Genomic DNA, 18,601 nt, shown 5'->3' with positions numbered 1-18,601 from the left:
ATGAAGAACAAGCTAACTCACATCCTTGGCGCAACAGCGCTTGCGCTGGCAGCCTCGCAGGCCATGGCGGCTGACCTGAAGATCGGCTTCATCAGCTCGCTCTCGGGCCCCGTGGCCGCGCTCGGGATTCCTTACGAAAAGGGCATCCGCGCCGCCATTGCCGAGCACCCGGAGATTGCCGGTCGCAAGGTACAGCTGATCGTGCTCGACGACGCTTCTGATCCCACCACAGCCGGGCGCAACGCACGCAAGCTGGTGACCGAAGACAAGGTCGACGTGCTCATCGGAACCTCCGGCGTGCCAGGCGCCATGGCCATCGCAGCGGTGGCCAGGGAACTGAACACGCCATTGATCTCGCCCACGCCGGTCACCATCGCCGGCCCCGAGGGCGCGTGGACGGTGACGGTGTCGCAGCCGTTCCCGCTCATGGTCGCTGGCGTGGTCGAGCGCATGAAGAAGTCGGGCGTGAAGACGGTGGCCTTCATCGGCTTCTCGGACGCACTGGGTGACCTGGCCTACGACTCGCTGGTGAAGAGCGCCGACGCCGCCGGCATCAAGGTGGTGGCGAACGAGCGCTATGCGCGCAGTGATTCGTCCGTGGCCGGGCAGGTTCTGAAGATTGTCGCGTCGCGGCCTGATGCAGTGTTCGCCGGCAACTCGGGCACGCCCGGCGCGCTGCCCTACATCGCGCTGGCCGAGCGTGGCTACAAGGGCAAGATCTACGGCACGCACGGCCTCATCAACGCCGACTTCGTGCGCGTGGGTGGCGCTTCCATCGAAGGCCTGCAGGTGCCGAGCGGACCGGTGCTGGTGGCCGACCAGTTGCCTGACAGCAACCCGATCAAGAAGGTGTCGATGGGCTTTCGCAACGCCTACCAGAAGGTCAATGGCGCGGTGCCGACGGATGCCTTCTCGTCGTACACCTACGACGCCTACCTGCTGCTGGCCGATGCGGCCTCGCGCACCAAGGGCGAGCCGGGCACGCCGCAGTACCGCACGGCGCTGCGCGACGCCATCGTGAGTACCAAGGAGCTGGTGGGTACGCACGGCATCTACACCTTCAAGCCCGACGACCGCTATGGCTCCGACCAGCGCGGCGTGGTCATCGTGCAGATGACAAAGGGCCAGTGGAAGCTGGTTCCGTAGTCTTCGCCGAACCACCGAGCACATCGCCATGACCATTTATCGCAACCGCCCCGATCTCGTCGCGGCGCTGGTGCAGGACGACCGGGTGCACCGCGACCTGTACCTCAGCGAGGAGCTTTTCGCGCTGGAACAGGAGAACCTGTTCGCCAACACCTGGGTCTTCCTCGGCCACGCGAGCCAGGTGCCCGAGGCCGGCGACTTCGTCACGCAGGACATCGCGGGGCGACCGCTGCTCATGGTGCGCCAGCCCGATGGCGATGTGCACGTGCTCTACAACCGCTGCGCCCACAAGGGCACGCAGCTGGTGACGGACGAAAGCGGCAACACCGGCCGGTTCTTCCGCTGCCCGTACCACGCATGGACCTACAAGCTCGACGGCGCGCCGCTCGGGCTGCCGCTGAAGAACGGCTACGAGGGCACGCAGCTCAAGGCCTGCGAATCGGGGCAGGGGCTGTCGGTGGTGAAGCATGTGAAGGTGTACCGCGACTTCGTGTTTGTGCGGTTGTCTGACACCGGGCCTTCGTTCGAGGACTACTTCGGCGAGGTGCTGGGCGCCATCGACAACATGGTCGACCGCTCGCCCGAAGGCAGGCTGACAGTGGGTGGAGGTGTGCTGCGCAACATCGTCCACTGCAACTGGAAGATGTACCTGGAGAACATCAACGACACGGTGCACCCGATGTCGACGCACGAGTCGGCCACCAAGGCGGCCGAGGCGCTGTGGGAAGGCCATGCGCCCACGGACCCCAAGCCGATGGCAATGGAGCAGATACTGCCATTCGGCTCGGGCTACGAGTTCTTCGACAAGATGGGCGGCCGCGTGTTCGCCAACGGGCACAGCGTGCTGGGGGTGAACTTCAGCATCCACTCCAACTACGCGCAGCTGCCCGAGTACGAAGCCGCGATGCGCGCCGCGCACGGCGAGGCGCGGGCCACCGAGATATTGCAGCGCTCGCCGCAGAACTCGGTCTTCTATCCGAGCCTGTCGGTCAAGGGCTCGCCGCAGGCCATTCGCGTGATTCGCCCGCTGGCGGCCAACCGCACGCTGATCGAGGCCTGGAGCTTCCGCGCGGCGGGCGCGCCCGCGCTGCTGTTCGAGCGCGCCATGAGCTACAACCGCCTCGTGTTCTCGCCGATGTCGGTGGTCGCGCACGACGACGTGCATCTGTTCGAGAGCATCCAGCAGGGCCTGCGCGCCGCCGGCAACGAGTGGGTGAGCCTGCACCGCAACTACGACCCGGCCGAGACGCAGCAAACCACGGTCACCACCAACGGCACCAACGAACTGCTGATGCGCAACCAGTTCCGCGCCTGGGCGAAGTCCATGGCGGCGGGCATGGAGGCTGCGGCATGACGGACCCGCGGGATTTCGTCGCCCACGAGGCGGCGCTGCTCGACGAGCGGCGGCTCGATGACTGGTTGGCCCTGTTCGCCGAAGACGGCCACTACTGGGTGCCGCTGCTCGGTGCGGCGCAGGCCGACCCGTTCTCGCACAACTCGCTGGCCTATGAAGACCGGCTGCTGCTGCAGCTGCGCGTAGACCGCCTCAAGAACCCGCGCGCGCATTCGCAGCATCCTGCGAGCCATAGCCAGCATGTGCTGCAGCCTTCTCGCATCGAGCGCGAGGAGGGCGATGAAGCATGGCTGCGCACGCCGTTCCTCTACGTCGAGGCGCGCGGCGAAGACCAGATCCTGCTGAGCGGCACCGCCCGCCATCACCTTGTTCGCACCTCCACCGGCTGGCTGATCCGCGAGAAGCGCGTCGACCTGCTCAACGCCCCGCGCGCGTTGCCGGCCATCCAGTTGTTCATCTGAGTTACCCACCTGTCCATTCCAACAATCCTCACCGGAGCTACGACATGAAGAGCCTGATGCAGATCCTGACGCGCGGCACCCTCGCCGCGGCGCTGACCGCCTGTGGCATAGCGAGCGCGTTCGCGGCCGACCTCAAGGTCGGCCTTAGCGTGTCGCTGTCGGGGCCCAACTCCTCGCTGGGCGTGCCCTATGCCAAGGGCATGCAGGCCGCGCTGGCCTACAAGGGCGAGGTGAACGGCCGCAAGATCCAGCTCGTCGTGCTCGACGACGGCTCCGACCCCACCACGGCCGGGCGCAACGCGCGCAAGCTGATCGAGGAAGAGAAGGTCGACGTGCTCATGGGCACATCGGGCGTGCCGGCCGCCATTGCGATGGCGCAGGTGGGCAAGGAGGCGAAGACGCCGATGATCGGCCTCACGCCCATCCTGCTCGACCCCAACGAGAACCCTTGGGTGATGACGGTGGCGCAGCCGACGCAGTTGATGATCGATGCGGTCGTCGAGCGCATGAAGCGCAACAACGTGAAGACCGTGGGCTACATCGGCTTCTCCGACGCCTGGGGCGACCTGGTCTACGACGCGCTGATGAAGGCCGCGCCCGGCGCCGGCATCAAGGTGGTGAGCAACGAGCGCTATGCGCGTGCCGACGCCTCGGTGACGGGGCAGGTGCTGAAGATCGTGGCGTTGCGGCCCGATGCGGTGATGACCGGCGGCGCCGGCACGCCGGGGGCGCTGCCGTTTCTCGCGCTGCAGGAGCGTGGCTTCAAGGGAGGTGTGTACGGCCAGCACGGCTTGATCAACCCCGACTTCGTGCGCGTGGTCGGCGCGGCCGGCCAGAACGCGCTGATGCCCACCGGCCCGGTGATCGTGGCCGAGCAACTGCCGGACAGCTACCCGACCAAGAAGATCGCGACCGACTTTCGCGCCGTGTTCCAGAAGGTCAACAACGCACCGACCAGCGACGCCTTCTCGGCCTACTCGTTCGACGGCTGGCTGGTGTTCGTCGATGCCGCCTCGCGCGCCATGAAGAAGGCGGAACCGGGCACGCCCGAGTTTCGCGTGGCGCTGCGCGATGCCATCTTCAGCACGAAGGAAGTGGTGGGCACGCACGGCGTCTACACCTTCAAGCCCGGCAGTCTCTACGGCGTGGACGAACGCGCCCGCGTGATCGTCAAGCTCGACAACGGCCAATGGAAGCTCGCACCTTGAACCTCTCGCCTTTGTCTTTCCGGAGGGCCGCGCGATGACATGGGACGTGGCGCTGATTCTCCTCACCGACGGCCTGGCCAACGGGGCCGTCTATCTGCTGGCCGGGCTGGGGCTGGTGTTGATCTTTTCCGTCACGCGGGTGGTGTTCGTGCCGTTCGGCGACATCGCGGCCTTTGCGGCCCTGTCGCTCGCGGCCTTCGAAACCGGCCGCGTGCCGCCGACCATCGGCATGGTCGCGGTGCTGGCCGCGCTGGCCCTGGCCACCGAGATCGGCAGCCTGCTGCGTCGCGGCGAGGCCGCGCGCATTCCGAAGGCGGTGCTGATGTGGGGCGTGCTGCCCGCCATTCCGTGCGTGCTCGCATGGCTGGCGGCGCGGCCGGGCGTGCCGGTGGCGGTGCACATCGCGGTGGCGGTGCTGCTGGTGGTGCCTATCGCGCCGCTGCTGGCGCGGGTGGTGTTCCAGCCGATCGCGGATGCATCGGTGCTGGTGCTGCTGATCGTGTCGCTGGCACTGCATTTTTTGCTGTCGGGGCTGGGCTTGCTGTTCTTCGGGCCCGAGGGTTCGCGCACCACGCCGCTGACCAGTGCGGTGTTCACGCTGGGTGATGGCTTCACGGTCAGCGGGCAGGTGGTGTTGATGGTGGGAGCGGCCATCGTGTTGAGCGGGCTGTTCTTCCTGGTGTTCGAGCGCACGGTGGCAGGCAAGGCGCTGCGCGCCACGGCCGTGAACCGGGTGGGCGCGCGGCTGGTCGGCATACGGCCGGTGCGCACGGCGTTGCTGGCGTACGGCTGCGCCTCGCTGCTGGCGGGGCTGATCGGCGTGCTGATCGCACCGGTGACGACGATGTATTACGACTCGGGCTTCATCATCGGCCTGAAGGCTTTCGTGGCCGCGATCATCGGCGGGCTCGTGAGCTATCCGATGACGGCCATTGGCGCGCTCGCGGTTGGCGTGGTGGAGAGCTTTGCCTCGTTCTGGAGCGGCGCGCTGAAGGACGTGATCGTGTTCAGCCTGCTGATTCCGGTGCTCATGCTGCGGTCTTTCATGGCCACGCACGCCGAAGAGGAAGAAGACGAGGTGGACCAATGAACGCCAACCGGAACAAGCGCCGGGCGTGGATCGCCGGGCTCGTCGTCGTGCTGGCACTGGTGCCGGTGCTAGCGGGCAGCTTCACCGTTTCGCTGCTCAACGACATCGGCATTGGCGCGCTGGTGGCGCTGGGCCTCGTGCTGCTCACGGGCGTGGGCGGCGCCACATCGTTCGGGCAGGCGGCCTTCGTGGGCATCGCGGCTTATGCGACGGCGTGGCTCACGACCACGCAGGGCATGTCGCCTTGGATCGGGCTGCTGTTCGCGCTGCTGCTCACGGGGCTGTCGGCGCTTGCCATCGGCATGCTCACGCTGCGGCTCGGCGGGCACTTTCTGCCGCTGAGCACCATCGCTTGGGGACTGTCGATCGCGATGCTGTTCGGCAACGTCGATGCGCTCGGTCGGCACACGGGGCTGTCGAACATTCCGGCGCTGCAGGTCGCGGGATGGTCGCTGGCCGACCCGCGCGCGATGTACTACCTGATCTGGGTGGTGGTCGGCCTGGCCTGCCTGTTCAGCTACAACCTGCTGCAGTCGCGGCCGGGTCGCGCGATTCGCGGACTGCGCGGCGGTGCGACGCTGCTGGCGAGCGTGGGGGCGGATGCGTACCGCGTGCGGCTGTCGCTGTTCGTGACGGCCGCGCTGTTCGCGGGGCTGGCGGGCTGGCTCTATGCGCACATGAACCGCTTCGTGAGCCCGTCGCCCTTCGACGTGCGCGCCAGCATCGAGTACCTGCTGATGGCGGTGGCCGGTGGTCTCGGTCAGCTGGGCGGCGCTTTGGTGGGCGCTGCGCTGGTGCTCGTGCTGAAGAATGGCCTGCAAGACGTGCTGCCGATGCTCACGCAACGCGCTGGCCAGCTGGAGGCCGTGGCCTTCGCCGCGCTGTTCATTCTGCTGCTGCACTTCGCACGTGGCGGCGTGATGGGCCTGCTGCGACGCTGGACGCGTCGTCGCGGTGCTGCGCAAGGACCGTCGCGCCACGAGGCGCCGCCGGTCGAACCGCTGCCGCACCGCACGCTGCCCGAACGCGGCTCGCAGGTGCTGTCGGTGAATGGTGCGGTCAAGCGTTTCGGCGGGCTGGTTGCGGTGAACGACGTGAGCTTCGATGTAAAGGCCGGCGAGATCGTCGGGCTGATCGGGCCCAACGGCGCAGGCAAGTCGACCATGTTCAATCTGCTGACCTGCACGCTGCCGATGAGCGCGGGCCAGGTGCGCTTCCTGGACCACGACATCGCGGGCATGCCGCAGCGCGAGGTGGCGCGGCTGGGGTTGGCGCGCACCTTCCAGCACGTGAAGCTGCGCCCGCACATGAGCCTGCTGGACAACGTGGCGCTGGGTGCGCACTCGCGCACGCGCTCGGGCATCCTGAAGGCGGGCCTGCGGCTCGACCGCACGGAAGAAAGCCAGATCCTGCAGGAGGCGCAGCGCCAGCTCGACCGCATCGGCCTGGGCGACCGCGCGCACGAACTGGCGGGCAGCCTGCCGCTGGGCACGCAGCGCATCCTGGAAATTGCGCGCGCTCTGGCCGCCGACCCCGTGCTGCTGGTGCTCGACGAGCCGGCTGCCGGCCTGCGCCGCAAGGAAAAGATGGCACTCGGCGATTTGCTGCGCAAGCTGCGCGAGGAGGGCGTGACCATCCTCATCGTCGAACACGACATGGACTTCGTGATGAAACTGGTGGACCGGCTGGTGGTGATGAACTTCGGCTCCAAGCTCGTGGAGGGCGTGCCGTCGGCGGTGCGCGCGGACGAGCGCGTGCAGGCGGCTTACCTGGGGAGCGTTGTATGACCGCGATGCTGGAGATCGGCGATCTGCATGTGTCGTACGGGCAGGTCGAGGCTGTGCGCGGGGTGTCGCTGGACTTACAGCCGGGCCAGATCATTTCGGTGATCGGGCCGAACGGCGCGGGCAAGACCACGCTGTTGGCCGCGGCCATGGGCCTGCTGCCCTGCAAGGGCACGCTGCGCTTCGAAGGCGAAGACCTGCAGGGGTTGGATGTGGAAGCGCGCGTGGAGCGCGGCCTGTGCCTCGTGCCCGAGAAGCGCGAGCTGTTCGGCGAGCTCACCGTGCTCGACAACCTGCAGCTCGGCGCGTACGCCAAGCGGCTGCGTGGCGATGCGATGAAGAAGCGGCTGCAGTCGGTGTACGACCGCTTTCCGCGGCTGGCCGAACGGCGCTCGCAGCGCGCGGACACGCTCTCGGGTGGCGAACGGCAGATGCTGGCGGTGGGGCGCGCGCTGATGTCGGCGCCGCGCCTGCTGATGCTCGACGAGCCCAGCCTCGGGCTGGCGCCGCTGATCGTGCGCGACATTCTGACCATCGTGCGCAAGCTGCGGGAAGACGGCGTGTCGATCCTGCTGGTGGAGCAGAACGCGCGCGCCGCGCTCGAAAGCTCGGACGAGGGCTATGTGCTGGAGACGGGCGAGATTGCGCTGTCGGGTGCTTCGGCCGAGCTGGCCAGCGACCCGCGGGTGCAGGCCACCTACCTCGGCGGAGGCACGCACGATGACGAGTGACCCGCGCGCCGTACCGCCCGCCCTGCGCACGCTGCCGGCGATGCTGCGGCGGCAGGCCGGGCTGTTCGGCTCGCGTGCGTTGCTGCGGATCGCGGGGAGCGAGTGGACGCATGGCGATGCGGCGCGGGCTGCGGCTGTGCGTGCTGGGGCATTGGCGGCGGCTGGCGTGGTACGCGGCGACCGCATTGCGGTGATGTGCGGAAACCGTGTCGAGTTTCTCGAAAGCTTTCTCGGCGCAGGCTGGTTGGGGGCATCGATGGTGCCGGTCAACACGGCGTCGATGGGGCCGCAGATCGAATACTTCCTGGCGAACAGCGAGGCGAAGCTGCTGGTGATCGAGGCGGGCTTCCTGGAGCGGCTCGCGACGGCAGACCTGACGCGCACTGCGTTGCGCGAGGTCTGGGTGGTTGGTGAAGCGGCATCCAACGCGTGGCGAGCGCCTGAAGGTGTGCGCGTCGTGGCGTATCCCGAGGGCGGGGAGCCCGTTGATCCGGCTGCGGTGCAGCCCGGCGATCCGCTCGCGATCCTCTACACCTCCGGCACCACGGGGCCGGCCAAGGGTGTGATCTGTCCTCACGCGCAGTATTTCTGGTGGGGCGTGAACAGCGCGGAGGTGCTCGGCGTCGGCGCCGACGATGTGTTGTGCACCACGCTGCCGCTCTTTCATATCAACGCGCTCAACACCTTCGCGCAGGCCGCGCTGACGGGTGCACAAGTGGTGTTCGAGTCGCGCTTCTCGGCCTCGGGCTTCTGGCCGACGATGCGCTCGAGCGGGGCGACGGTGGTGTATCTGCTGGGCGCGATGGTGCCGATCCTGCTCGCGCAGCCGGAAGGCCCTGGGGAGCGCGACCACCGCGTGCGCATCGGGCTGGGGCCCGGCGTGCCGTCTGTCGCAGGCGCTGCGTTCAAGGCGCGCACAGGCGTGTCGCTGCTCGAAGGCTACGGTTCGACGGAAACCAATTTCGCCATCGCCACCGCGCCCGATTCGCCGCGCGGCGGTGTCATGGGCTGGCTGCGCCCGGGCTTCCAGGCGCGCGTGGCCGATGAAGACGACGTGGCGCTGCCGCCCGGCGAAGCGGGCGAACTGCTGCTGCGTGCGGACGAGCCGTACGCCTTCGCGAGCGGCTACTTCAACATGCCGGAGAAGACAGTCGAGGCCTGGCGCAATCTCTGGTTTCACACCGGTGACCGCGTGGTGCGCGATGCCGACGGCGCATTCCGCTTTGTCGACCGCATCAAGGACGCGATCCGCCGGCGTGGCGAGAACATCTCCTCGTTCGAGGTCGAGCAGGTGCTGCTGAGCCACCCGGGCGTGGCCTCGTGCGCGGTGTACCCGGTGCGCTCCGAGCTGGCCGAAGACGAGGTGATGGCTGCGCTGGTGGCGCGCGAGGGCGTGTCGATCGATCCCGCCGAACTCGCGCGCTTTTGCGAAGGGCGCCTGCCGTACTTCGCCGTGCCGCGATACATCGACCTGCTGGCCGACCTGCCGCGCACCGAGAACGGCAAGGTGCAGAAGTTCAAGCTGCGTGAGTGCGGTGTCGGGCCGCAGACCTGGGACGGACGGCCCGCCAGGGCCTGAGGCGAATCGCATGACGAGCGCAGTGCTGCTCCCGCTTTCCAGCCGCGTGGCGTTCGTGACGGGTGCGGGGCAGGGGCTGGGAGCGGCGATCGCGCGAGGGCTGGCGGAAGCCGGGGCGCGCGTGGCCCTGGCCGACATCGAGCTTGCGAATGCCGAAGCCGTTGCGGCGGAGGTCGGCGGGCTCGCCTTGCAACTCGATGTGCGCGACGAGGCGGCGTTCTCCGCTTGCTTCGACAAGGCGGTTGCACATTTCGGCGCTGTCGACGTCATGGTCAACAACGCGGCGCGCACGCCGACCACATCGCTCTGGGACATCACACCTGAAGAGTGGGACGACGTGCTCGCCGTCAACCTGCGTGGCAGCTTCTTCGGCTGTCGCATTGCCGGGCGGCACATGCGTGAGCGCGGCGCGGGGCGCATCGTCAACCTGACTTCGATGGCGGGGCAGCAGGCCAGCACGGTGACCGGCGCGCACTACGCAGCGAGCAAGGCCGGACTGCTGGCGCTGACGCGATCGTTCGCGCAGGAACTGGCGCCGCACGGCGTGACGGTGAATGCGCTGGCCCCTGCGGCGATCCGCAGCCCGGCGCTCGACGCCATGGAGCCAGCGAAGCAGTGGGCGCTGCGGGCGGGCATTCCCCTCGGCCGCTTCGGATTGCCAGAGGAGGTGGCCGCGGCGGTGGTCTATCTCGCTTCGCCGGCAGCAGCCTTCATGACGGGCACCACGCTGGACCTCAACGGCGGCCGTTTCATGCGCTGACAACCCGAGCCGGCGCACTCCGTTAAAATGATTCAGAACTAAAACATTCAGGTATGCAATCAAATTCACTCACTGGCCGCCACGCACTCGTCACGGGCGCGGCACGCGGCATCGGCGCCGAGATCGCCCGCACCCTGGCAGCCGAGGGCGCCGTCCTGACGCTGCTGGGCCGTGACCGCGAGGCGCTGCAGCGCGTGGCCGATTCGCTCGCGGGCAGCGGGCATGGCGTCGTGGCCGCCGACGTGGCGAGCCCCGAGGCGGTGCAGGCGGCGTTCGCCGAGGCCCGCGCTGCGCGAGGCCCGGTCGCCGTGCTCGTCAACAACGCGGGCGCGGCCGAAAGTGCGCCCTTCCTCAAGACGTCGTTCGAGCTCTGGCAGCGGATGCTGTCGGTCAACCTCACCGGCAGCTTTCTGTGCGCGCAGGCGGCACTGCCCGACATGCTCGACACCGGCTGGGGCCGCATCGTCAACATCGCCAGCACGGCGGGGCAGAAGGGCTACGCCTATGTGGCGGCCTATACCGCGGCCAAGCATGGCGTGATCGGGCTCACGCGCTCGCTGGCGCTCGAGGTGGCGCGCAAGGGCATCACGGTGAATGCCGTGTGTCCGGGCTACACCGACACCGACATCCTTCGCAACAGCGTCGCCAATGTGGTCGGCAAGACCGGGCGCAGCGAGGCCGACGCGCTGGCGGAGTTTTCCAGCGTCAATCCGCAGAAGCGGATCGTGCAACCGTCCGAGGTGGCCGATGCCGTGCGCTGGCTGTGCGGGCCCGGTGCAGCGTCGGTCACCGGGCAGTCCATCTCGGTTTCGGGGGGAGAAGTGACATGACACGCAACAACGATGCTTCGCACGCCGCGCTGAGCGATGCGGAAGAACTGGGCCACGAAGCCCGCGCAGGCCACGAGGACCACGCGATGCTCAAGCTGTGGCTGCGCATGCTGGCCAGCACCACGCAGATCGAGGCCGAGATCCGGCGCCGGCTGCGCGAGCGCTTCGGCATCTCGCTGGCGCGCTTCGACTACATGGCGCAGCTCTACCGCTACGAGGATGGGCTCAAGATGCGCGTGCTGTCGCGCTACCTGATGGTGACCGGCGGCAACGTCACGGGCCTGACGGATGAGCTCGAACGCGAAGGCATGGTGGCGCGCGCGCCCAGCCCCGACGACCGCCGCGCGTGGATCGTGAGCCTCACGCCCACGGGGCGCCGCACCTTCGAGACGATGGCGAGCGAGCACGAGCAGTGGATCCTCGAGATGTTCTCGGGGCTCGACATGAAGACGGTCAAGCAGATGCACACGCAGCTGGGCCTGCTGCGCGTGCATGTGATGCGCGGCGAGCCTTCGGGCGAGGAGGGTTGAGGATGAGCGACGACACGCACGTCGATCTGGCGGCCGCGAGCAACGAGTTCTGCAGGCCGCGGCTGATCCGGTTTTCGGATTGCGATCCGGCGGGCATCGTTTTCTATCCGCAGTACTTCGTGATGCTCAACGGGCTGATCGAGGATTGGGTCAATGAAGGCTTGGGGCTCAGCTACCACGGCCTGGTGGCGCAGCGCCGCATCGGCTTGCCGACCGTGAAGCTCGATGTCGATTTCCGCGCCGTGAGCCGCATGGGCGACCAGGTGCTCCTCGGGCTCACGGTGCAGCGGCTGGGCTCGCGTTCGATGACGTTGGCTGTGCGCTGCTTCAGCGCCGAGACGGGCGAAGTGCGCATGCAGATGACACAGGTGATCGTGACGACTTCGCTCGAAACGCATCGCGCCGTCGCCATTCCGGACGACATGCGCGTGGCCATCCTGCGCAACGCGCCCGAACTGGGCTGATCCTTGTTCAGGGCGCGGGCTCGTTGCCGGCAGCGTCCTGCGCGCGTTTCTTCAGCCAGCCGCTGAGCTCTTTCTTGCCCTTGGCATTGGCCATGCGCCATGCGTCGCGCGCGGCGGCAATGAAGCGCTCTTCTGCTGCATCGGGCACCTCGGAGGGGCGATCTTCCTTGTCGAGCCAGCCCAGCTCCACGTTGCAGTGCCGTTCGATCTGTCGTGCCAGGTTGTCGCCGATGGGCCGGGAACTCTTGATCTGGCTCCACATGCTGGGGGAGATTTCAATCTTCTTCGCAAACGCCTGGTCCAGCCCCTTGGCAGGCAGGCCCGCGGCAACGGCCTCTTCGAGAAAGCGGCGGTGCAGCGCGAGAGCATTGCGGCGGCGCGCGACGGTGATATTGGGCACTGTTCAAAAACAACAACAAGACAAAAAAAGATTGTCCCGGTTGTTGACGCAGTCGTAAACACTATTTACAGTTGCCCTCAATCGCGGCCCAAAGCCGTACCTTTTTTCCAACCCTTTACAGCCGACAGCGGCAATTTTTGACTCAGGAACCATCGTGAACACCGCATTGAACCTCACCAGCATTCGACCCGCCTCGGGCCGATCGCTCGTGCGCGTCTGGGCGTGTGGTGGTTTCGATGGCATGCCGTCGTTCCGACTGAATCAGCACCAGAGCCACGTGTATTCCACAAAAGCTGCAGCCAGCCTGCGCGTTGGAAAAGTCGAGGATCAGGTGCTACCGGGTGGAGGTTGCGCATAGGCGCACACCTTCCAAGCTCTCTCATGCAGAGGCCCGGACACCGCAAGGTTCCGGGCCTTTTTGTTTTTGGCTTCTTGTTTGCCATTTCGGGTGTGCCTTCACCACACCGCCAGAGCCCACCGCGTAGACGGTCTGGCGGGATGTGCAGGAATTGATCACTCCTGTGCAGCGACGTCGTACGGGGCAGCGCCCAGCGCGCTGTCCGTCGCGTGAGGACACAACCGAAATGGAAAGCGGGCCACCGCTTTTTTGAACAACACCGAACCCGAGCGGGACCGGGCCATTGCAGATGGCCCTCCCGCGGAAACCGGCCGCAAAGATTGGGCGGCGCCGGAACTCGTAACCGGACATTTTTTTGTTTTCGACCCGCGTTAGCTCAATGGATCAGAGCACTTGCCTACGAAGCAAGGGGTTGCACGTTCGAGTCGTGCACGTGGGGCCATTTCTTTCTCTGTTCAGCTGTCACACAACCAAGGAGCCATCATGCGCAAGCGCAACACCCCGATCCGGATGATCACCGTGCGCCCGGCACAACCACGCAAGCGCATGGTGCTGGCCCTGGCCCAACGCTTCGGCATCGTGTCCGATGCACGTCGCGCGAACGAATGCGCGCCGACGTCGCCGGGCCGAGAGGCACCACTCGAAGGCCTCGATCTCGACCAGCGCGTGCGCGCGGTCGGCGAGTGGTGAGTCGGCTGTTCGTCTTTTTCTTATGGTGTACGTAGCTCAACGGCAGAGCCGCGGGTTGTGGTCCCGCTGACGACGGTTCGATTCCGTTCGTGCACCCCATGGTTTCATTTCATTCAACCTCACAACCATCGCCGCAAAAGGAGGCGAGTCATGCGCCCTCACGTCCTGCAACTCGATATTCAGGGCACGCCGCAAGCCTGGATTTCGCTCGAGCAGGCGGTGTTGCACTACGCGACCGGCTCGGTCGCATGGGAAGACGGCGAGCTGCCGCTGGCCACGCTGCGTGGCGGCTTCAACGTGGCGCGCGGTGTGCAGTCGCGCGTCGAAGTGGCGCCGATCATCGCGCTGCGCGGTGCGTCGAAGATCAACCTCTTCGACGTGATTCCGAGCGTCACCAAGAGCAAGCTGCTGCGCCGCGACCGTCACACCTGCGCCTACTGCGCGGGCGTGTTCCACGAGCGCGACCTGCAATGCGAGCACGTGCTGCCCGAATCGCGCGGAGGCCCATGGACCTGGACCAACCTCGTGAGCGCATGCGCGGTCTGCAACAACCGCAAGGCCGCGCGCACGCCGGAGGAAGCAGGCATGCCGCTGGTCTATCTGCCTTATGTGCCGAGCCGCTATGAGAACTTTCTGCTTGAAGGCCGCAACATTCGTGCGGACGTGCACGAGTGGCTGGCCAAGCGGCTGCCCAAGGGCTCGCGGCTTCAGTGAGGGCTAGGCTGTGACCTTGACCCATGCCCATGAAAAAAGCCCGCTGTCTTCCGGACGGCGGGCTTTTGTTTGTGCGGGGGATCGGTGGTCAGCGCCCGAAGAAGCGGTAGGCGATCAGGCCTGCGGCCGCCAAGCCACCCACGACCGCGAGGATCACCTTGGTGGCACGACCGGAACCGCGCTTCGAGCGCGGCCAGTGATCTGGCCCGATCAGGTCGATGGGGACGGTGGGTTTGCCTATGTCGGACGCCTTTTCCATGGGAGGAAATATAGCTCACGCCCGAAGCGTGGTCCGAGGCAGGTCAGATTCTGTGGCCTCCGAACATCGTCACTGGCCCTGGTCGCGGCCGGGCAAAAAAATACCCGCATGAGCGGGCCGAACGAGCTTTTTGGCTTCGAAGTTGATATCCCTGTGTCTCTTGTTGTTGTGATGCGTGACAGCAGGTACAAGATGCCATGCCCAATGGGTGTCTTTTGCAGGTCGGGGCCGAAGCAGGTTGCAAGTGATAGGCAAAACCGTGAAATATTCCCGTATGAACAAAGAAATCATTCTTGAAAGTTTGACGCGCGCGCTGGAGAGCTGGGTTCGCAATGCTTCTGCAGCGCAACTCTGGCACGTGCATCAAGCGGGCGGCCTCGCGGCCTCCATCGAGGCGGACGATGAGGTCGTGCAGGTGCGCATCGTCCTCGGCGGCGCGCGAGACGCCTTGTCGGACATCGGCAAGACCGATGGGCGACTGCCCGTCACCGAGGCTTTTCTCGGCAGTTCGGCATGGGGCGCGCCGCCGGCACAAGGAAGCCCGGAGCGCGAGCAATGGTTCCTGTCGAGCGAACTGGCGCAGACACACGCACGCCAGTATCTGATGGCCGAGGTGGGTGAGCGGCGCGATCTGCTCGAGCGCTGTGTCGACGACTGGATCGCGCGGCAGGGAGCCGCTTCCTGATAGTCCGGCTCACCGGCGGTCCGCAGGTCAGCCTTGTGCTCCCTCGGACACGGCAGCCCAGGCTTCCCAGGTCGACATGCGTTGCGAATAGGCCTGCTTCGCGGCAGGCAAGCAGGCCTTTCCGAGAAAGAGTCGCAGCGGCGGTTCCTCTGCGTCGACTACAGCGAGGATCGCCGCAGTCGTGGCAACCGGATTGCCTAGCGCTCGGGTGGCGCTGAGGGCCTTGATCTTCTGGCGCAGCCCCTCGTAGACCTGCATCGGCTCAGCGCTGATGGCCGAGGCTCCTCGCCAGTCCGTGTCGTAGCCGCCGGGCTCGACGAGCGTCACCTTGATGCCGAAGGCCCCGACTTCCGATGCGAGCGTCTCCACGAGTCCCTCGACGGCCCATTTGGTTGCGTTGTAGACCCCGGCAGTGGGGAAGGTGATGATCCCCGCCACGCTCGAGGTCACCAGGATGTGCCCTCCGCCTTGTGCCCTCAGGTGGGGAAGCGCTGCCTGAATGACCCAGAGAGTTCCGAAGAGGTTGGTCTCGAACTGCGCACGCGCCTGCGGTTCGCTGCTTTCCTCGATGGTGCCGAACAACGCATAGCCGGCATTGCTGGCGACGACGTCGAGTCGGCCGAAACGGGCAATCGCCGCGTCCATCGCTGCGAATACTGCGTCGCGATCCGTGACGTCGAGAGTCACCGGGAGGATGGCGTCGCCGTACTTCGCCACCAGCGGCTGTAGTGCCTCCATGGAGCGAGCTGTTGCCACGACCTTGTCGCCGCGTTCCAGCGCCGCCTGTGCCCATGCGCGTCCGAGTCCTCGCGACGTGCCTGTGATGAACCAAACCTTGGATGTCATGTGTTGCTCCGTGTTAGTACAAATCGTGTTTGACCGCGTCCTGGTACTTCGCATCAAGGACCGACGCAGAGACGTCGTTCAGCTCTGCAAGTGCGACCAGCACTGTCCCGACCGTTGGCAGGGAGTTGCGATCCAGGAGTGCGGTGGGATCCCACAGCCGCGCGCGATTGACGGCCTTGCCGCAGTGGAACAAGGCTTCCTCGACCGTGACCACAACGGCGGCTTTGGGATGCTTGCCTCGCTCGACAAGTCTGCCAAGCAGATCCGGCGATGTGGAGATGTGCCCATGGCCATTGATGCGCATGAACACATCCAGCCCGGGAAAGAGAAAGAGCATTGCAACCCTGTCGTCGTCCTGCAGATTTTTCAGTGACTCGATGCGGTTGTTGCCGGGCCAATCTGCGAACGCGAGCGTCTGGGCATCGAGCATGTGCACGAAGCCGGGCGGACCGCCGCGCGGAGAAGCGTCGAGGCCCGAGCTCTCGCGCCCCGTCGCAAGGCAGAAGAAGGTCGCGGCTTCAAGGTAGGGGCGGTGGTACTCGGTCAGCCTGCGAGACACCGCCTTCAGGATCATCGGGGATGGCTCGGCGTACAGCTCGCCGAGTGCAACGACGTTGCGTTCTCTTGCTCTGTCTTCCATGTCGGCACTGTCGGGAAGGATGTCTTGGGCTTGCATGGCGGTCATCTGCTCTGAAGTGTTGGATCGATGCTAGGTTTTTGGACCTGGCGTTGCTATGCTGTTCAGGCCATTCAATAGCTCATTTGCGCCATGTCCTCGACAACCCAGCAGCCCGACCTTGCGGACCTGAAAGATGGCGCCGCGGGGCCGTTGGCGATCGTTGTTTCCCAATGCGTCGAAGGGAGTTCGCTGGTGGAGCCTCACAGCCACGGACGAGGGCAGCTCCTTGGTGTTTGGCGAGGCCTGCTGACGCTTGGCACGGAGTTCGGCAAATGGCTCGTGCCGAACGTGCACGCGGTGTGGATACCGCCCGGGCAACTGCACTGGGCGAGCGCGCACGGACAGGTCGACACGTGGAGCATCTACGTTCAGAGCGGTGCGGGTGAGGGGCTGCCTGAACGACCGGCGACGCTTCGTATCTCGGCCCTGTTGCGCGAGACAGTGCGGCGGCTTGAAAGTCTCAACAGTGAGCCTGCTGGAGCGATGCGAGGTTTGCTCGAACTCGTCGTGATCAACGAGATCAGGTCCTTGCCGATCGAAGAGCTCAGCCTGCCGATGCCGACAAGCCCATCGCTGATGAAGATCGCGCAAGAGCTCCTGGCGCAGCCCGCTGACGATCGTTCGTTGGACGCCTGGGCCGGGTTGGCGAATATTTCGCCTCGCACGCTGAACCGTCGCTTTCCCTTGGAGACCGGATACAGCCTTGGAACATGGCGGCAGCGTGCGCGCTTGCTGCGTGGGTTGGAGCTCCTGGCTGAGGGACGCTCCGTCACGACCGTTGCCCTCGAGCTCGGCTACAGCAACATCAGTGCGTTCATTGCCTTGTTCAAGCGCACGTTTGGTGCCACTCCCACTCAGTACATGCGGTAGCAGCCACAATGAAAAACGCCCGCTACCTTGTGAGTAGCGGGCGTTCCAGCGATGACGCGGTGTTGGTTGGTGGGCCCTGAGTGACTCGAACACTCGACCTACGGATTAAGAGTCCGCTGCTCTACCAACTGAGCTAAGAGCCCTTGCGTTGAAAACGTTTGGTGTTTTCTGGCAAGACCACGAGTATATCCCAGAATTTCTGCTCGTCCAAAAAAATTGTAGGTCGCGGCGTTAGGATTCGCCACCACCGACGGGGGCACGGCCCTCTCAACCAGGAGAACTTCGATGAGCGACGCCAACACCACGCCCCATGTCTTGATCACCGGCGCCGCAGGCGCACTGGGCCGTGCCGTGGCTCAGCACTTCATCGACCAGGGCGCGCGCCTTGCGCTGGTCGACCACCATGCAGGTCGTCTTGCGGAGGTCTTCCCGGGCCTCGACAACTCGCAGCACCTCTTGCTGGCGGGCGACGTGACTTCCGCGTCCGAGATGGCAGCCCTCGCGGAGCAGGCGCTCAAGTCTTTCGGTCGCATCGACACGCTGGTCCACATCGCAGGCGGCTTCGAAATGGGCGAGGCGACGCATGCGCTCACGCGCGCGAGCTGGGACCGGATGATGAATCTCAACGCATGGTCGTTCGTGGCGGTGACGCAGGCCGTGCTGCCCTCGATGATCGAGCGACGCGCAGGCAGCGTCATCGCCGTGACGGCGAAGGTCGCAGCGCGCGGCGTTCCGGCCATGGCCGCGTACATCGCTTCGAAGAGTGCGCTGCAGCGCCTGGTGGAAGCCATGGCCGCCGAGGCGGCACCGCATGGCGTCAACATCAACAGCGTGGCTCCGAGCGTGCTCGACACGCCGGCCAACCGGCAGGCGATGCCTGACGCGAATCCGGCTGACTGGGTGTCGACCTCGGTCGCCGCGCAGACGATCGGCTTCCTTGCATCGCCGGGCGCCGCGGCGCTGCACGGCCAGCATCTGACGCTCGATACCTGAGCCGGAAAAAAGAAAAGGCCCTGGCGGATGCCAAGGCCTTTTCTGTATTGGTTGGTGGAGAGGATGAGGATCGAACTCACGACCTCCGCATTGCGAACGCGGCGCTCTCCCAGCTGAGCTACCCCCCCAACGCAAGGCGAATTTTAACCGGAACTCCTGTTTTGGCGCAC

21 protein-coding genes and 4 tRNA genes are annotated in these 18,601 nt (G+C 66.0%); 19 read left to right on the top strand and 6 right to left on the bottom strand.

What is annotated here, in order from left to right; all coding sequences use genetic code 11:
* From BMW87_RS06935 to BMW87_RS06880, 12 genes are read left to right on the top strand one after another with little or no spacing between them, the layout of a single operon-like run.
* The gene (locus tag BMW87_RS06935; protein ID WP_093049760.1) at nucleotides 1-1,146 is read left to right on the top strand and encodes an ABC transporter substrate-binding protein; all 1,146 of its coding nucleotides are present in this window, start codon (nucleotides 1-3) and stop codon (nucleotides 1,144-1,146) included.
* Nucleotides 1,147-1,174: 28 nt separating this feature from the next.
* Nucleotides 1,175-2,500 (top strand): aromatic ring-hydroxylating dioxygenase subunit alpha, encoded by a 1,326-nt coding sequence (locus BMW87_RS06930; RefSeq protein ID WP_093075474.1) that lies wholly within the window; start codon nucleotides 1,175-1,177, stop codon nucleotides 2,498-2,500.
* The gene (locus BMW87_RS06925; protein WP_093075471.1) at nucleotides 2,497-2,961 is read left to right on the top strand and encodes an aromatic-ring-hydroxylating dioxygenase subunit beta; all 465 of its coding nucleotides are present in this window, start codon (nucleotides 2,497-2,499) and stop codon (nucleotides 2,959-2,961) included. The genes BMW87_RS06930 and BMW87_RS06925 overlap by 4 nt, the downstream gene beginning before the upstream one ends.
* 44 nt (nucleotides 2,962-3,005) lie before the next feature.
* On the top strand, nucleotides 3,006-4,169 hold the full coding sequence (locus BMW87_RS06920) for an ABC transporter substrate-binding protein (protein WP_093049770.1): 1,164 nt from the start codon (nucleotides 3,006-3,008) through the stop codon (nucleotides 4,167-4,169).
* A 34-nt stretch (nucleotides 4,170-4,203) separates the two neighbouring features.
* The gene (locus BMW87_RS06915; protein WP_093075469.1) at nucleotides 4,204-5,259 is read left to right on the top strand and encodes a branched-chain amino acid ABC transporter permease; all 1,056 of its coding nucleotides are present in this window, start codon (nucleotides 4,204-4,206) and stop codon (nucleotides 5,257-5,259) included.
* The gene (locus BMW87_RS06910) at nucleotides 5,256-7,046 is read left to right on the top strand and encodes a branched-chain amino acid ABC transporter ATP-binding protein/permease (protein ID WP_093049776.1); all 1,791 of its coding nucleotides are present in this window, start codon (nucleotides 5,256-5,258) and stop codon (nucleotides 7,044-7,046) included. The genes BMW87_RS06915 and BMW87_RS06910 overlap by 4 nt, the downstream gene beginning before the upstream one ends.
* Entirely contained in the window at nucleotides 7,043-7,774 is a 732-nt protein-coding gene (locus BMW87_RS06905; RefSeq protein ID WP_007831224.1) for an ABC transporter ATP-binding protein, read from the top strand. The genes BMW87_RS06910 and BMW87_RS06905 overlap by 4 nt, the downstream gene beginning before the upstream one ends.
* Nucleotides 7,764-9,353 (top strand): ATP-dependent acyl-CoA ligase, encoded by a 1,590-nt coding sequence (locus tag BMW87_RS06900; protein WP_093075466.1) that lies wholly within the window; start codon nucleotides 7,764-7,766, stop codon nucleotides 9,351-9,353. The genes BMW87_RS06905 and BMW87_RS06900 overlap by 11 nt, the downstream gene beginning before the upstream one ends.
* Nucleotides 9,354-9,363: 10 nt before the next feature.
* Nucleotides 9,364-10,113, top strand: coding sequence for an SDR family NAD(P)-dependent oxidoreductase (locus BMW87_RS06895; protein WP_093075463.1), 750 nt, complete (start codon nucleotides 9,364-9,366; stop codon nucleotides 10,111-10,113).
* A 53-nt stretch (nucleotides 10,114-10,166) separates the two neighbouring features.
* Complete coding sequence (locus BMW87_RS06890) at nucleotides 10,167-10,943, top strand: SDR family NAD(P)-dependent oxidoreductase (protein ID WP_093075460.1); 777 nt, start codon at nucleotides 10,167-10,169, stop codon at nucleotides 10,941-10,943.
* A complete protein-coding gene (locus BMW87_RS06885; RefSeq protein ID WP_093049788.1) occupies nucleotides 10,940-11,473 on the top strand; it encodes a MarR family winged helix-turn-helix transcriptional regulator in 534 nt (177 codons plus the stop codon). Before BMW87_RS06890 ends, BMW87_RS06885 begins: the two co-directional genes overlap by 4 nt.
* Nucleotides 11,474-11,475: 2 nt before the next feature.
* Entirely contained in the window at nucleotides 11,476-11,937 is a 462-nt protein-coding gene (locus tag BMW87_RS06880; protein WP_093049791.1) for an acyl-CoA thioesterase, read from the top strand.
* Nucleotides 11,938-11,944: 7 nt separating this feature from the next.
* Here BMW87_RS06880 and BMW87_RS06875 read toward each other — a convergent pair whose 3' ends face one another.
* A complete protein-coding gene (locus tag BMW87_RS06875) occupies nucleotides 11,945-12,337 on the bottom strand; it encodes a hypothetical protein (RefSeq protein ID WP_093075458.1) in 393 nt (130 codons plus the stop codon).
* A 723-nt stretch (nucleotides 12,338-13,060) separates the two neighbouring features.
* Here BMW87_RS06875 and BMW87_RS06870 point away from each other — a divergent pair.
* From BMW87_RS06870 to BMW87_RS06855, 4 genes are all read left to right on the top strand, one after another.
* Nucleotides 13,061-13,137: transfer RNA gene (locus BMW87_RS06870), tRNA-Arg, on the top strand.
* A 41-nt stretch (nucleotides 13,138-13,178) separates the two neighbouring features.
* Nucleotides 13,179-13,385: a short-chain dehydrogenase gene (locus BMW87_RS06865; protein WP_093075455.1), complete on the top strand. Its 207-nt coding sequence runs from the start codon at nucleotides 13,179-13,181 to the stop codon at nucleotides 13,383-13,385.
* 25 nt (nucleotides 13,386-13,410) lie between these two features.
* Nucleotides 13,411-13,484: transfer RNA gene (locus tag BMW87_RS06860), tRNA-His, on the top strand.
* A 51-nt stretch (nucleotides 13,485-13,535) separates the two neighbouring features.
* A complete protein-coding gene (locus BMW87_RS06855; RefSeq protein ID WP_093075451.1) occupies nucleotides 13,536-14,099 on the top strand; it encodes an HNH endonuclease in 564 nt (187 codons plus the stop codon).
* Nucleotides 14,100-14,187: 88 nt separating this feature from the next.
* On the opposite strand, the gene BMW87_RS35060 is transcribed toward BMW87_RS06855, so the two are convergent.
* A complete protein-coding gene (locus BMW87_RS35060) occupies nucleotides 14,188-14,358 on the bottom strand; it encodes a hypothetical protein (protein ID WP_176928697.1) in 171 nt (56 codons plus the stop codon).
* 274 nt (nucleotides 14,359-14,632) lie between these two features.
* Here BMW87_RS35060 and BMW87_RS06850 point away from each other — a divergent pair, with 274 nt between their 5' ends.
* Nucleotides 14,633-15,043, top strand: a complete 411-nt coding sequence (locus BMW87_RS06850) for a hypothetical protein (protein WP_093049845.1) — start codon at nucleotides 14,633-14,635, stop codon at nucleotides 15,041-15,043.
* A gap of 27 nt (nucleotides 15,044-15,070) precedes the next feature.
* Here the strand turns inward: BMW87_RS06850 and BMW87_RS06845 are convergent, their stop codons facing one another.
* Nucleotides 15,071-15,889, bottom strand: coding sequence for an SDR family NAD(P)-dependent oxidoreductase (locus BMW87_RS06845; protein ID WP_093075449.1), 819 nt, complete (start codon nucleotides 15,887-15,889; stop codon nucleotides 15,071-15,073).
* Between the two features lie 13 nt (nucleotides 15,890-15,902).
* A complete protein-coding gene (locus BMW87_RS06840; RefSeq protein ID WP_256216716.1) occupies nucleotides 15,903-16,529 on the bottom strand; it encodes an MSMEG_1061 family FMN-dependent PPOX-type flavoprotein in 627 nt (208 codons plus the stop codon).
* A 129-nt stretch (nucleotides 16,530-16,658) separates the two neighbouring features.
* On the opposite strand from BMW87_RS06840, the gene BMW87_RS06835 reads away from it, so the two are divergent.
* Complete coding sequence (locus tag BMW87_RS06835; protein ID WP_093075444.1) at nucleotides 16,659-17,438, top strand: AraC family transcriptional regulator; 780 nt, start codon at nucleotides 16,659-16,661, stop codon at nucleotides 17,436-17,438.
* A gap of 67 nt (nucleotides 17,439-17,505) precedes the next feature.
* Here the strand turns inward: BMW87_RS06835 and BMW87_RS06830 are convergent.
* Nucleotides 17,506-17,581, bottom strand: a tRNA-Lys gene (locus tag BMW87_RS06830).
* Nucleotides 17,582-17,723: 142 nt separating this feature from the next.
* Here BMW87_RS06830 and BMW87_RS06825 point away from each other — a divergent pair.
* Complete coding sequence (locus tag BMW87_RS06825) at nucleotides 17,724-18,431, top strand: SDR family NAD(P)-dependent oxidoreductase (protein ID WP_093075441.1); 708 nt, start codon at nucleotides 17,724-17,726, stop codon at nucleotides 18,429-18,431.
* Nucleotides 18,432-18,483: 52 nt separating this feature from the next.
* Here the strand turns inward: BMW87_RS06825 and BMW87_RS06820 are convergent.
* A tRNA-Ala gene (locus tag BMW87_RS06820) sits at nucleotides 18,484-18,559 on the bottom strand.
* Nucleotides 18,560-18,601: the final 42 nt, after the last annotated feature.

Origin of the sequence: Variovorax sp. OV084, assembly GCF_900111625.1 — a bacterium.
GTDB lineage: Bacteria > Pseudomonadota > Gammaproteobacteria > Burkholderiales > Burkholderiaceae_C > Variovorax.
The sequence above is the reverse complement of the archived record's forward strand: the minus strand, read 5'-3'. Positions and strand labels throughout refer to the sequence as shown.